At 67.7% G+C, this 13,226-nt stretch carries 14 protein-coding genes; 6 read left to right on the top strand and 8 right to left on the bottom strand.

Going from position 1 to position 13,226, the window contains the following annotated elements:
• Window positions 1-8 precede the first annotated feature (8 nt).
• Window positions 9-1,409, top strand: coding sequence for a DNA repair protein RadA (gene radA / locus AU188_RS01405; protein ID WP_059161907.1), 1,401 nt, complete (start codon window positions 9-11; stop codon window positions 1,407-1,409).
• A 30-nt stretch (window positions 1,410-1,439) separates the two neighbouring features.
• Entirely contained in the window at window positions 1,440-2,558 is a 1,119-nt protein-coding gene (gene disA, locus AU188_RS01400) for a DNA integrity scanning diadenylate cyclase DisA (protein ID WP_059161906.1), read from the top strand.
• A gap of 14 nt (window positions 2,559-2,572) precedes the next feature.
• Here the strand turns inward: disA and AU188_RS01395 are convergent, their stop codons facing one another.
• Window positions 2,573-3,337: a hypothetical protein gene (locus AU188_RS01395; protein ID WP_059161905.1), complete on the bottom strand. Its 765-nt coding sequence runs from the start codon at window positions 3,335-3,337 to the stop codon at window positions 2,573-2,575.
• A gap of 59 nt (window positions 3,338-3,396) precedes the next feature.
• On the bottom strand, window positions 3,397-4,017 hold the full coding sequence (locus AU188_RS01390; RefSeq protein ID WP_059162259.1) for a carbonic anhydrase: 621 nt from the start codon (window positions 4,015-4,017) through the stop codon (window positions 3,397-3,399).
• Here AU188_RS01390 and AU188_RS01385 point away from each other — a divergent pair.
• Window positions 4,016-4,960 (top strand): HhH-GPD family protein, encoded by a 945-nt coding sequence (locus AU188_RS01385; RefSeq protein ID WP_059161904.1) that lies wholly within the window; start codon window positions 4,016-4,018, stop codon window positions 4,958-4,960. The genes AU188_RS01390 and AU188_RS01385 overlap by 2 nt on opposite strands.
• Here the strand turns inward: AU188_RS01385 and AU188_RS01380 are convergent.
• Entirely contained in the window at window positions 4,888-5,883 is a 996-nt protein-coding gene (locus AU188_RS01380) for a GlxA family transcriptional regulator (protein WP_059161903.1), read from the bottom strand. The genes AU188_RS01385 and AU188_RS01380 overlap by 73 nt on opposite strands.
• Before the next feature lie 71 nt (window positions 5,884-5,954).
• On the opposite strand from AU188_RS01380, the gene AU188_RS01375 reads away from it, so the two are divergent.
• Window positions 5,955-6,209 carry a hypothetical protein gene (locus AU188_RS01375; protein WP_059161902.1) on the top strand — a complete coding sequence of 85 codons (255 nt, stop codon included), beginning with the start codon at window positions 5,955-5,957 and terminating at the stop codon, window positions 6,207-6,209.
• On the opposite strand, the gene AU188_RS01370 is transcribed toward AU188_RS01375, so the two are convergent.
• On the bottom strand, window positions 6,186-6,968 hold the full coding sequence (locus tag AU188_RS01370; protein WP_059162258.1) for an alpha/beta fold hydrolase: 783 nt from the start codon (window positions 6,966-6,968) through the stop codon (window positions 6,186-6,188). The genes AU188_RS01375 and AU188_RS01370 overlap by 24 nt on opposite strands.
• Window positions 6,969-7,023: 55 nt before the next feature.
• On the opposite strand from AU188_RS01370, the gene mhuD reads away from it, so the two are divergent.
• On the top strand, window positions 7,024-7,347 hold the full coding sequence (mhuD, locus tag AU188_RS01365) for a mycobilin-forming heme oxygenase MhuD (RefSeq protein WP_059101672.1): 324 nt from the start codon (window positions 7,024-7,026) through the stop codon (window positions 7,345-7,347).
• The gene (locus AU188_RS01360) at window positions 7,328-8,698 is read left to right on the top strand and encodes a serine hydrolase (protein WP_216636154.1); all 1,371 of its coding nucleotides are present in this window, start codon (window positions 7,328-7,330) and stop codon (window positions 8,696-8,698) included. The genes mhuD and AU188_RS01360 overlap by 20 nt, the downstream gene beginning before the upstream one ends.
• Here the strand turns inward: AU188_RS01360 and AU188_RS01355 are convergent.
• The 4 genes from AU188_RS01355 to clpC1 all read right to left on the bottom strand — a co-directional run bounded on the left by AU188_RS01355 (window position 8,695) and on the right by clpC1 (window position 13,068).
• Window positions 8,695-9,246 carry a histidine phosphatase family protein gene (locus AU188_RS01355; protein ID WP_059161900.1) on the bottom strand — a complete coding sequence of 184 codons (552 nt, stop codon included), beginning with the start codon at window positions 9,244-9,246 and terminating at the stop codon, window positions 8,695-8,697. The genes AU188_RS01360 and AU188_RS01355 overlap by 4 nt on opposite strands.
• Window positions 9,243-10,040, bottom strand: coding sequence for a CbtA family protein (locus tag AU188_RS01350; protein WP_059161899.1), 798 nt, complete (start codon window positions 10,038-10,040; stop codon window positions 9,243-9,245). Before AU188_RS01350 ends, AU188_RS01355 begins: the two co-directional genes overlap by 4 nt.
• Window positions 10,040-10,255 (bottom strand): CbtB domain-containing protein, encoded by a 216-nt coding sequence (locus tag AU188_RS01345; RefSeq protein ID WP_059161898.1) that lies wholly within the window; start codon window positions 10,253-10,255, stop codon window positions 10,040-10,042. The genes AU188_RS01350 and AU188_RS01345 overlap by 1 nt, the downstream gene beginning before the upstream one ends.
• Before the next feature lie 272 nt (window positions 10,256-10,527).
• Window positions 10,528-13,068 carry an ATP-dependent protease ATP-binding subunit ClpC gene (gene clpC1, locus AU188_RS01340; protein WP_059161897.1) on the bottom strand — a complete coding sequence of 847 codons (2,541 nt, stop codon included), beginning with the start codon at window positions 13,066-13,068 and terminating at the stop codon, window positions 10,528-10,530.
• Window positions 13,069-13,226 lie beyond the last annotated feature (158 nt).

Genomic DNA, 13,226 nt, shown 5'->3' with positions numbered 1-13,226 from the left:
GTCACAGCGTGGCCACAGGTGGCGTCAAGGCGCGTTCGCAGTACCGCTGCTCCGAATGCCACCACATCACCCTCAAGTGGGTCGGTCGCTGCCCGGAGTGCGGCACCTGGGGCACGGTCGACGAGGTAGCCGTCCTCTCCGCCGTGGCCGGAGCGGGCGCGCGACGTTCGGTCGCACCCTCCTCCCCGGCCGTGCCCATCACGTCCATCGATCCCGGCCGCACCCGCCACTTCCACACCGGTGTCACCGAATTCGACCGGGTGCTCGGCGGCGGCCTGGTCCCCGGCTCGGTGACGCTGCTGGCCGGCGACCCTGGGGTCGGCAAGTCGACGCTGCTGCTGGAGGTCGCGCACCGATGGGCGGCCGCGGGTAGGCGCGCGCTGTACCTCTCGGGTGAGGAGTCCGCAGGCCAGATCCGGATGCGGGCCGAACGCACCGGATGCACCCACGACGAGGTCTACCTGGCCGCCGAATCGGATCTGGCGACGGCGCTGGGGCATATCGACGAAGTCCAGCCCAGCCTGGTGGTGGTCGACTCGGTGCAGACGATGTCCAGTACCGAGGCAGACGGTGTCACCGGCGGCGTCACCCAGGTGCGGGCGGTCACCACCGCGCTGACGTCCTATGCCAAGGCCGGCCAATCCCGGGGCGTCGCGATGATCCTCGTCGGTCACGTCACCAAGGACGGTGCGATCGCGGGGCCCCGCTCACTGGAGCATCTGGTCGATGTCGTCCTGCACTTCGAAGGTGATCGCGCGTCGTCGCTGCGGATGGTCCGCGGCATCAAGAACCGGTTCGGCGCCGCCGACGAGGTCGGCTGCTTTCTGTTGCACGACAACGGAATAGAGGGCGTCGCCGACCCTTCCGCCCTGTTCCGCGACCAACGCCCCAAACCCGTTGCGGGCACCGCGATCACGGTCGCGCTCGACGGTAAGCGTCCGCTGATCGGAGAGGTGCAGGCGCTGATCGGGCCACCCGCGAACGGGACTCCGCGGCGGGCGGTCAGCGGTATCGACGCGTCACGCGCGGCGATGATCACCGCGGTGCTCGACAGGCACGCGGGCCTGGCAGTGGCCACACGCGACATCTACCTGTCCACTGTGGGCGGGATGCGGCTGACCGATCCGTCGACGGATCTCGCGGTCGCGGTGGCCATCGCGTCGTCGACGATGAACCTGCCCATGCCGGCCGAGGCGGTCGCGATCGGTGAGGTCGGGCTGGCGGGTGACCTGCGCCGGGTCACGGGCATGGACCGTCGACTGGCCGAAGCGGCGCGGCTGGGCTTCACCTCGGCGGTGATACCGCCGGGCGTGACGTCGGTTCCTGCGGGCCTGCGCGCGATCACCGCCGACGACATCGGTTCGGCGTTGCGGGTTTTACGCGAAATCAGCAAAGATCAGCGAAGATAGTGCAATGGCGGCCGATCCTAGGGAGGGGCGATGGCCGTGAAGTCGGGCGGAAGATCGGGTCGCACCGTAGTGCCGTTGGCCCGGCCGACGCTCCGCGAGACCATCGCCCGGCTGGCACCCGGAACCGCGCTGCGCGACGGTCTCGAGCGCATTCTGCGCGGGCGCACCGGCGCGCTGATACTGGTCGGCTACGACGACAGCGTCGAGGCGATCTGCGACGGTGGGTTCTCCCTCGACGTCCGCTATGCGCCGACGCGGCTTCGCGAGCTGTCCAAGATGGACGGCGCCGTGGTGCTCTCCAGTGACGGCAGCCGCATTCTGCGGGCCAACGTGCAACTGGTGCCCGATCCGTCGATCCCCACCGAGGAATCCGGGACCCGGCACCGCTCCGCGGAGCGCGCCGCGATCCAGACCGGCTATCCCGTGATCTCGGTGAGCCATTCGATGAGCATCGTGACCGTGTATGTGGCCGGCGAACGTCACGTGATCCCCGACTCGGCGACCATTCTGTCGCGCGCCAATCAGACCATCGACACGCTCGAACGTTACAAGACGCGCCTCGACGAGGTCAGCAGGCAGCTCTCGACGGCCGAGATCGAAGACTTCGTGACGTTGCGCGACGTGATGACCGTGGTGCAGCGGCTCGAGATGGTTCGTCGCATCAGCCTCGAAATCGATTCGTATGTAGTCGAACTCGGTACCGACGGTCGTCAGCTCAAGCTGCAACTCGAGGAGCTGGTGGGCGACAACGACACCGCCCGCGAGCTGATCGTGCGCGACTATCACGCGAATCCCGACCCGCCATCGGCGGCGCAGGTGAGCGCCACACTCGAGGAACTCGACGGCCTCTCCGACAACGAGCTGCTCGACTTCACCACGCTGGCAAGGGTTTTCGGCTACCCGTCGACGATCGAGGCGCAGGATTCGGCGATGAGCTCACGCGGCTACCGCGCGATGGCCGGTATCCCGCGCCTGCAGTTCGCGCACGTCGACCTGCTGGTGCGCTCGTTCGGCTCGCTGCAGGGCCTGCTGGCGGCCAGCGCAGGCGATCTGCAGTCGGTCGAGGGCATCGGCTCGATGTGGGCGCGCCACATCCGGGAAGGCCTGTCGCAGCTGGCCGAGTCGACGATCGCCGACCGGCTGGCCTAGCGCGCTATCGCGGCTCAGCCTGCGGGTGCGGGTGCGGGCCCGGGCGGCGGGGCGGCGCCGTTGCCGTGCACCGGCGACTGGGGCGCGGCGAGGATGAACGGCACCGTCGCCGACCGAAGATTGCCCAACTGCACGACCAGGTTGTACGTGCCGGGTCCGATCGGTTGCCGCGGCAGCGGGCAGCCAGGCGCGGAGCCCATGCCCGTCCAGGTGACCTCCGTCGTCACCTGTTCGCCGGGCTGAAATGCCTTGACCAGCGTTTCGTTCGACGGCGCACAGTCGAGGTTGGACCAGAGCCGGGTGTTGTCCAGCGAGTACACGTAGGCCGCCAGCACCGCGGCGCCGACGTCGCGTTTGCAGCCGACGAGCCCGATGTTGGTGACGACCATCGTGAACTTCGGCTGATCACCCACGACGTACTGCGGTTGGTTGGTGATGCCCTTTACGGCAAGCGTCGAATCGGGGCAATCGTCGCCCTCGTTGAGCAGCGGCGGCGGCACCACCGCCGCGGTCGGCGTCGCCGTCGGGGGCGGCGCATCCTGCGCCGGCGGCATCACCGGCGTCTTGACTTCCGGGTTCTCCCCCGGCAGCGGCGTCGGCGCCGCCGCCGCGGTCGACGCAGACTTCTCCGCGTCGTCGCCGCCCCCGGTGCTCTTCACGACCACGACCACGATGGCCGCGATCACGCCGATCACGAGTACCGCTATGCCCAGCGCGAGTGCCCTGCGACGCCAGTAGATCTGCGTCGGTAGCGGGCCATGCGGTTCCAGATCCAGCACAAGTTCAAGGTAAGGCCAGGTCACGTCTTATCGCCCGAGGTGACCCGGCGTGTCGCCGCTCAGGCTTCGCCGATGTCGCCCAAGTGGTTCCGCAGCGCCACCCGACCGTCGGCCAGGTGATAGGTCAGCCCGACGATCGCCAGGTCACCCGCCGCGACCCGTTCGGCGATGGCCGTGGAGCGGGCCATCAGCTGCGCCCCGGTCTCCGTCACGTGGCGCGCCTCGAACTCGTCGACCCTGGTCAATCCCTCGCGCCGGCCCGCGAGGATCGACGGCGTGACCCGCTCGACGATGTCACGAACATAGCCACCGGGCACCACGCCGTCGTCGAGCGCGGAAATCGTTGCTTTCACGGCGCCACAGCTGTCGTGACCGAGTACAGCGATCAGCGGCACGTTGAGCACCGTGACCGCGAACTCGATGGAACCGAGCACGGCGGAGTCGATGACGTGGCCGGCGGTCCGGACCACGAACATGTCGCCCAGTCCCTGGTCGAAGATGAGTTCGGCAGCCACTCGGCTGTCCCCGCACCCGAACACGACCGCCGTGGGGTGCTGCGCCGCGGCGAGGCTCGCGCGGTGTTCGACGCTCTGGCTCGGATGTTCGGGCTTACCGGCGACGAAGCGCTCGTTACCCTCTTTCAGTGCTTTCCATGCGGTCACTGGGCTGGTGTTCGGCATGACCGTCATTGTGCCTCAGCTGCTCGATTGGTTTGACCGCGGGCAGCGCGACCTACCTTGGCGCAGACCCGAGGTCACGCCATGGCAGATCCTGGTCAGCGAGTTCATGCTGCAACAGACGCCGGTCGCCCGGGTCGAGCCGATATGGCTTGCGTGGGTGCAGCGTTGGCCCACACCGTCGGCGACCGCGGCGGCCACTGCCGCCGACGTGTTGCGGGCCTGGGGCAAGCTGGGCTACCCGCGCCGCGCCAAGCGGTTGCATGAGTGCGCGACGGTGATCGCCACCGAATACGACGACGTCGTGCCGTCCGACGTCGAGACGCTGTTGACTCTGCCGGGTGTCGGCGCATACACGGCGCGCGCGATCGCCTGCCTCGCCTACCACCAACGGGTGCCGGTCGTCGACACCAACGTCCGTCGCGTCGTCGCCAGGGTGGTGCACGGTCGCGCCGACGCACCGGCATCGTCGTCGCGGCGCGACCTCGCCGACGTGGAGGCGCTGCTCCCGGACGACGAACTGGCGCCGAAGTTCTCGATCGCACTGATGGAGCTGGGCGCGACGGTGTGTACCGCGCGGGCGCCGCGGTGCGGGCTGTGCCCGCTGGATGTGTGCGCGTGGCGTTCGCGTGGCTTCCCCCCGCCGACGGCGCCGACGCGCCGCGCGCAGCGCTACGCGGGCACCGACCGGCAGGTGCGCGGCCGTCTGCTGGATGTATTGCGGGGCAACGACTCTCCGGTCACCCGCGGGCAGCTCGATGTGGCCTGGTTGTCCGATACCGCCCAACGCGACCGGGCACTGGATTCGCTGTTGGTCGACGGCCTCATCGAACAGACCGCCGACGGCCGGTTCGCGCTCGCCGGCGAAGGCGCTCAGGCGGTGACCGCTGATTCCTGCTCGACGCGATTGGATTCCTCTGCGTTACAAGCGAACCTGCGGCGGTAGTCCGACGGCGTCACTCCGATGATCCTGCGGAAGTGGTGGCGCAGCAGCGTCGCGGTGCCGAAGCCGCTGCGTTCGGCGATCCGGTCGACGTCGAGATCGGTCTCCTCCAACAGGGTGCGCGCATACAGCACACGTTGATCGGTGACCCATTGCATCGGCGTCCGACCCGTCTCTTCGACGAATCGGCGTGCGAACGTGCGCGCCGACATGTGCGCGCGGGCGGCCAACGTGGCGACCGTGTGCGGTTTGTCGAGATTGCCCAGAATCCAATCGAGTTGCGGCGCAAAGCGTTCCGAACATCGCACCGGGATCGGCTGGTCGATGTACTGGCGTTGGCCGCCATCGCGTTGCGGCGGGACCACCATTCGGCGGGCGATCTTGTTGGTCACCTCGCTGCCGAGTTCGCGTCGTACCAGATGCAGGCACGCGTCGATTCCTGCCGCGGTGCCCGCACTGGTGATCAGATTGCCGTCGTCGACGAACAACACGTTGCGGTCGACTTTGGCGGTGGGGTATTTCTGGGCGAGTTCGTCGGCGTGCATCCAGTGCGTGGTGCAGGGCCTGCCGTCGAGAAGTCCCGCGGCACCCGCGACGAACGCACCCGAGCACACGGTGAGGATGATCGACCCGGCGTCCGCGGCGGCGCGCACGGCGGCCAGTGCCTCGGGCAGGTACTCCGATCCGCCGATCGCCGGGATCGCGACGAGGTCGGCACCGACCAGGTCGTCGAGGCCGTGCTCGGGGGTGATCGTCGCCCCGACGGAGGTGCTGACCGGTCTACCGGGTCCGGGTCCGCAGATCTTGAAGTCGAAATTAGGCACGCCGTCGGCGGAGCGGTCGATACCGAAGACCTCGCAGATCACGCCGAACTCGAAAATCGCCAGACCGTCGAGCACCAGCGTCGATACGCTCTTCATCGCCATGGCAGCATTTTATCTCAAAGTGTCGTTCCTGCCACTGTTGGCTGGATATGCTTGAGCGAAAGATTACTGCCATGACCACTGCACTGACACTCCTGATCCTGGCATCCCCGTTCGCGGTGGCCGCGGCGTTCGGTTGGGCCGCCCACCGCTCGGGCGTCCTGCGGCTGCACCCTGACCAGTTCCGCATCGCGGCGCCGATGGCGGGCCGGATCTTCGAAGATGACCGCGACCTGCTGCGCATCGAGCATGATCTCGACGCGATCCGCACCCGGTTCGAGCGTCCGGCGGGCTGGTCCTCCTCCTCAGCCTTCGGGGAGCGCCGATAGGAAAGATTCGACCGCTTGGCGGTAAACGTGCGGTGCGTCGTCGTGGATGAGGTGACCGGCGCCGGGCACACGCAGATACGTCGTCCGGTGGCCGGTCTGCGCCATCTTGGCCATCTGGCCTCCAGGTGTGACGGAGTTGCCCGCCTCGAGCAGTAGCGCCGGTACGCGCGCCGCTTCCCACTCGCGCCAGTAGTCGCGGGTGCCCCACTCGGCGGCGATCTCGATCCACACCTTGGGCTCACCGTGTAACCGCCAGCCGGTCGCTGTGCGGTCGAATGCCTCCAGGAAGTACTGGCCGGCCACCGGTCCGAACTCGTCGTAAACCCGTTGCGCGGAGTCGAATTCGATCGGCAGCGCGTGCAGCCACGGCTCCCACGGCCCGGTGGTGCGGCCGCGGAAGTCCGGTGCCATGTCCTCGACGACCAACGCCTCCACCAGGTCGGGTCGCGTCGCCGCCAGGCACCACGAGTGCAGCGCGCCCATCGAGTGCCCGATCAGGACGGTGGGTCGGCCGATTGTCGCCACCGCGTCGCCGAGTTCTTCGACGAACCTTTCGGTGCTGATCGGGCCGGCCTCGTCGACGTCACGGCCCCGGTGCCACGGCGCGTCGTAGGTATAGACATCGCCCAGCTGAGTCAGCCACGGCAGCTGACGGGTCCACGTGCTGCCCCGCCCCATCAGGCCGTGCACGAGGACCAGCGGGCGGCCCCTACCACCGCGACGGGTCAGGTGGGCCCACTCGCGTGCTGGGGACGGCATGGGAGACATCATCGTGCCTCGGGATGCGCGCAGTGCATTCGGTAGCCTTTAGCGCATGCCCAGCCAGAACCCCGTGGTGAAGATCAACGCAATCGAGGTCCCGCCCGACGCCGGTCCCGAACTGGAGAAGCGGTTCGCACACCGCGCCCATGCCGTCGACAACCAGCCCGGCTTCCTCGGCTTTCAACTTCTGCGCCCCGTCAAGGGCGAGAACCGCTACTTCGTGGTGACGCAGTGGGAGTCCGAGGAAGCGTTCCAGGCCTGGGCCACGGGTCCGGCCATCGAAGCCCACAAAGGCCAGCAGGCCAACCCGGTCGCCACGGGTGCGTCATTGCTCGAGTTCGAGGTCGTCCTCGACGTTGCGGGTGCCACTCACTAGGGGCAGGCGTACCGCGCGCCGCGCGCTCGGGCTGACGGTCGCAGTCTCTGTCGTCGTCACGCTCGCCGGTTGCTCGAAGGTCGACACCCCACCGGCCGACGCCGCGTACGGCACGCCGATCGAGATCAACACGCCGCAGGGTCTGCGGGCCAAGCAAGCCCTGGACATGCTCAACTCCGACTGGCCGATCGGGCCGGTCGGGGTGCGCACGCTGGCGGTGCCCGAGAAGGTCGGCGACATTGCCTTCAAGCTCGACAGGATCTGGTGGGACCGCCCGTTCACCGTCACCGACGTGGAGATCGGCGCCGGCCAAGCCACGGTGGGTGTGCTGACGTCTTATGGCGTCGCACAGGAAATCGACCTGAGCACCAACGACGCCGGCATGGTCGATCGGTTGGACGTGTCGCTCCGGCCGCCGGTCATCGACGAATGGGCTGATGTCGATGCCGAGCTGACCAAGTCCGGCGCGCGTTATTCCTATCAGGTGTCGAAGGTGGTGGCGAACCGGTGCGATGTGGTGGCGGGGACCAACACCGAACTCTCGCTGCCGTTGGCGTCGATCTTCAAACTCTATGTGCTGCTTGCGGTTGCCGACGCAGTGAAGGCCGGCACGCTCGAGTGGACCGACACGTTGACCATCACGAAGCGCGCCAAGGCGGTCGGATCGGCCGGTCTCGAAGAACTGCCGCCCGGCGCCCGGGTGTCGGTGAGAACTGCTGCGCAGCAGATGATTTCGGCGAGCGACAACATGGCCACCGATCTGCTGATCGCACGCCTCGGTCCCGGCGCGGTGGAGCGGGCGTTGGTCGCGGCGGGCCATCACGACCCGGGCAGCATGACGCCGTTCCCGACCATGCACGAGATGTTCTCGGTCGGCTGGGGTCGACCGGACTTGCGCGAACAGTGGCAGCAGGCGGTCGAACAAGGCAAGCCGCAGGCCCGTGCGCAACTGCTGAAGCAGACGAATTCGCGCCCCTACGAACCGGATCCACAGCGCACGCACACCCCGGCGTCGAACTTCGGTGCAGAGTGGTACGGCAGCGCCGCCGACATCTGCCGCGTGCACATCGCCCTGCAGGCGGCCGCTGTCGGCGAGGCCGCGCCGGTCAAGGACATCCTCGCCGCGATTCCCGGCATCGATCTGGACCGGTCCAAGTGGGACTACATCGGCGCCAAGGGCGGAAACCTGCCGGGCGATCTGACGTTCAGCTGGTATGCCGTCGACCACACCGGCCAACCGTGGGTCGTCAGCTTCCAGTTGAACTGGCCCAGGTACCGCAGCCCGACGGCCGCCGGGTGGTTGTTGTCGATCGTGCGCCAGGCTTTCGACCTGGAGCCGCTCAGCGGCTAGCGGGATGACCGGAGCGTCCAGGCGTGCCCGCGAAAGTGCATCACCGTGCGGCTGACCGGGGCAATGTCGATGCGCCAGAACGACTTCGGCGGCGCATCGAGCGCCACCAGAATGGCCGCCCGGATCACCGCCGGGTGCGTCACCACGACGATCCTGCTGCGGACCGTCGTCAGCGACTCCATCCAGTCGCGCACCCGCTCGACCAGGTCGACGACCGATTCGCCGCCGTGCGGTGCCCGCGTCGGGTCGGTCAACCAGACCGCCAGGTCCGCCGGTCGCACGCCACCCAGTACGTCACCGCGCCATCGGCCGCAATCCAGATCGGCCAGCCGACTGTCGACCTCGGCCTGCAGTCCTAGCAGTTCGGCGGTCTGTCTGGTGCGCTTCTCAGGACCGCAGAACGCGGCATCCGCGACACCCAGGTCGATGGACGCGTCGACCTGCCGGTGGCCGATCGGGCTCAACGGCTCGTCGGTGGGGAATCGTCCGGCCGACATCGCGTCCGTCAACGCATGCGACACGAGCGTCAGCCGAACGACCTCACTCACAAAGGAACGCTCTCCCGCCGCTTCTCGCCGAGCAGGCGCGCGGCCATCGCGCCGAACGCCACGGCGATCGTCGCGTAGATGACCACCTGCGTGCCCAGAGAAAACAGCCGGAACTCGTAGAGCACGTCGGCCGGGAAGCCCTCGTAGACGATGGTGCCCGCACCGTCGCGCAGCGGCCCGGGGGTTTCGTGGATGCCCGGCAGCACCAGCATCAGCACCGCGATCGCGACGACGTAGGACCCCGCAGCGGCCAACGTCGCGTTCCATGCGCCCAGCCGGTCGGCCAACCGCCTACCCAGATACACCGCGCCGACCAGCAGGGCCGCGGACAACACCACCATCAGCAGGTACAGCAGCGTGCGCTGGCGGATCGTCTCGTCCAGGCTGAGCGCCGGAGGGCTCGCCGGATACTTCAGCGAAGGGACGATGTAGAGGCTCAACAACATTCCGCCGGCCACGTACACCGACAGCAGCCGTGCCGAGACGTCGCCGACGCGCCCGTAGGCCACGGCGAAGACCACCGCGAACAACGCGGCGATCGCGACGCTGAAGGCCAGCACACCCAATCCCATGCCGATGTTGGCCTGCACGACGCGGTCGAATCCGCCACCGTCACCGTGGCTGTGGCCGCCGTGCGCGTGGCCTGCCATCGCTTCGTGCGCGGCGCCGACGCCCTCCTCGTAGCCGATCGCCCGCTCGATGACGGGTTCGACGAAGATGCGGGCGAAGACGAACGCGAACAGTCCGGCCAGGGCGCCGGCGAGCAGCCCGCGCCCGATGATCTGCTTTTCCATCAGTGGCAGGGGAAGCCGAGCAGGTGGCGGGCGTCATGCACGAACTCGTGGATGACGGTGCTGTTGCCGAACACCGACGTCGCACCCTGATCCATGCCGACGAAGTAGAGCACCAAGAGCGCGAAGAATGCGGTGAACGCCAACCACATCACCGCCTTGGCGGCCGAGAAGTCCAGCGCGGGCGCAACGCTCTTACGGGCCTCGGGAGAGGTCATGTCGGTGTCCTTTCCGGGATTTCGCGTCCCAGTTCGACGGTTGCGGCGAGCGTCGGGTCTGACTTGACACAGTGGCGCGACCGTTCTGGATTCTCACCAGATTCCTTCGCCCGCCGATTACATCGCACATCCTATGCAAAAGGGCTAGCGAAGCGGGCGACTGGCTCGAACTTCGAGGCAACCGGATGCCGAGACGACACAATGTCACGCTGAGAGCGACGCGACGTGTATATAGCCGCGACGGCGTTCTCAGCGTGACATTGTGTCAGCGGTTACTCAGCGCTGGCGGCTCCGGCCGCACCCGCCTGAGCGAGGTCGGGCTCGGCCACCGGAGCCGGCTTCTTGGTGCCCTTGAACGTGAACACCGCATCCTCGCCGGCGCCCTCGCCGTCCCAGTTCTCGACATCGACGGTGACGAGCTGGCCCGGGCCGATCTCCTCGAACAGGATCTTCTCCGACAGCTGGTCCTCGATCTCGCGCTGGATGGTGCGCCGCAGCGGCCGCGCGCCGAGCACCGGATCGAAGCCGCGCTTGGCGAGCAGTGCCTTGGCCATGTCCGTCAGCTCCAACGTCATGTCCTTGGCCTTGAGCTGGTTGGACACCCGGCCGATCATCAGGTCGACCATCCGGATGATCTCGTCGCGAGTCAGCTGGTGGAAGACGATGATGTCGTCGATGCGGTTGAGGAACTCCGGGCGGAAGTGCTTCTTCAGCTCGTCGTTGACCTTCTGCTTCATCCGCTCGTAGTTGTTCTCGCCGCCACCCGGGCTGAAGCCCAGGCCGACCGCCTTGCTGATGTCGGACGTGCCGAGGTTCGAGGTGAAGATCAGCACGGTGTTCTTGAAGTCGACCGTGCGGCCCTGGCCGTCGGTCAGGCGGCCGTCCTCGAGGACCTGCAACAGGCTGTTGTAGATCTCCTGGTGCGCCTTCTCGATCTCGTCGAACAGCACGACGCTGAACGGCTTGCGGCGCACCTTCTCGGTGAGCTGGCCGCCCTCCTCGTATCCGACGTAGCCCGGAGGGGCACCGAAGAGCCGCGAGGCGGTGAAGCGGTCGTGGAACTCGCCCATGTCGATCTGGATGAGCGCGTCGTCGTCGCCGAACAGGAAGTTGGCCAGCGCCTTGGACAGCTCGGTCTTACCGACACCGGACGGGCCGGCGAAGATGAACGAACCGGACGGGCGCTTGGGGTCCTTCAGACCGGCGCGGGTGCGGCGGATCGCCTTCGAGACCGCCTTGACGGCGTCCTCCTGGCCGATGATCCGCTTGTGCAGCTCCTCCTCCATGCGCAGCAGCCGAGTGGTCTCCTCCTCGGTCAGCTTGAACACCGGGATGCCGGTCCAGTTGCCCAAGACCTCGGCGATCTGCTCGTCGTCGACCTCGGCGACGACGTCGAGATCGCCTGAGCGCCACTGCTTCTCCCGCTCGGCGCGCTGGGCGACCAGCTGCTTCTCCTTGTCGCGCAGGCTCGCCGCCTTCTCGAAGTCCTGCGCGTCGATCGCGGACTCCTTCTCCCGGCGTGCATCGGCGATCTTCTCGTCGAACTCGCGCAGGTCTGGCGGCGCGGTCATACGCCGGATCCGCATCCGGGCGCCGGCCTCGTCGATCAGGTCGATCGCCTTGTCCGGCAGGAACCGGTCGTTGATGTAGCGGTCGGCCAGCGTGGCGGCCGCGACCATCGCCGAATCGGTGATCGAGACGCGGTGGTGCGCCTCGTACCGGTCGCGCAGACCCTTGAGGATCTCGATGGTGTGCTCGACCGTCGGCTCACCGACCTGAACCGGCTGGAACCGGCGCTCGAGGGCGGCGTCCTTCTCGATGTACTTGCGGTACTCGTCGAGCGTGGTGGCGCCGATGGTCTGCAGCTCGCCGCGGGCCAGCTTCGGCTTGAGGATGCTGGCCGCGTCGATCGCACCCTCGGCGGCGCCCGCACCCACGAGCGTGTGCAGCTCGTCGATGAACAGGATGATGTCGCCGCGGGTGTTGATCTCCTTGAGGACCTTCTTCAGGCGCTCCTCGAAATCACCGCGATACCTCGAGCCCGCGACCAGAGAGCCGAGATCCAGCGTGTAGAGCTGCTTGTCCTTCAGCGTCTCGGGGACCTCGCCGTGCACGATTGCCTGGGCCAAACCTTCGACGACAGCGGTCTTGCCGACGCCGGGCTCGCCGATCAGCACCGGGTTGTTCTTGGTGCGGCGGCTCAGCACCTGCATGACCCGCTCGATTTCCTTCTCGCGGCCGATGACCGGGTCGAGCTTGCCCTCCATCGCGGCGGCGGTCAGGTTGCGGCCGAACTGGTCGAGCACCAGCGAGGTCGACGGGTTGCCGGCCTCACCGCCGCGGCCGCCGGTGCCGGCCTCCGCGGTCTCCTTGCCCTGATAGCCGCTCAGCAGCTGGATGACCTGCTGGCGCACGCGCGTCAGCTCGGCGCCGAGCTTGACCAGCACCTGGGCGGCGACGCCCTCGCCCTCACGGATCAGGCCGAGCAGGATGTGCTCGGTGCCGATGTAGTTGTGGCCGAGCTGCAGCGCCTCGCGCAGGCTCAGCTCCAGCACCTTCTTGGCGCGCGGGGTGAACGGAATGTGGCCGGACGGCGCCTGCTGGCCCTGGCCGATGATCTCCTCGACCTGGCTGCGCACGCCCTCGAGCGAGATGCCCAGCGACTCCAAAGACTTGGCCGCTACACCTTCACCCTCGTGAATGAGTCCCAACAGGATGTGCTCGGTTCCGATGTAGTTGTGGTTGAGCATCCGGGCCTCTTCTTGAGCCAGGACGACGACCCTGCGGGCACGGTCGGTGAATCTCTCGAACATCGGTGGTTACCTGCTCTCCATCAATAGGTCGGTGCCATGCGCCTCGAAGGCTCCGAGCGACGCACCGCACCTGCCGTCCACTCTAATGGGCGGCTCGCCCCGATGCCGCGCCCGCCGGTCAGCTCTGCGCGGACAGTGGCATCAATGCGTATCGGGTC

Origin of the sequence: Mycobacterium sp. IS-3022 (assembly GCF_001500065.1) — a bacterium.
Taxonomy (GTDB): domain Bacteria; phylum Actinomycetota; class Actinomycetes; order Mycobacteriales; family Mycobacteriaceae; genus Mycobacterium.
The sequence above is the reverse complement of the archived record's forward strand: the minus strand, read 5'-3'. Positions and strand labels throughout refer to the sequence as shown.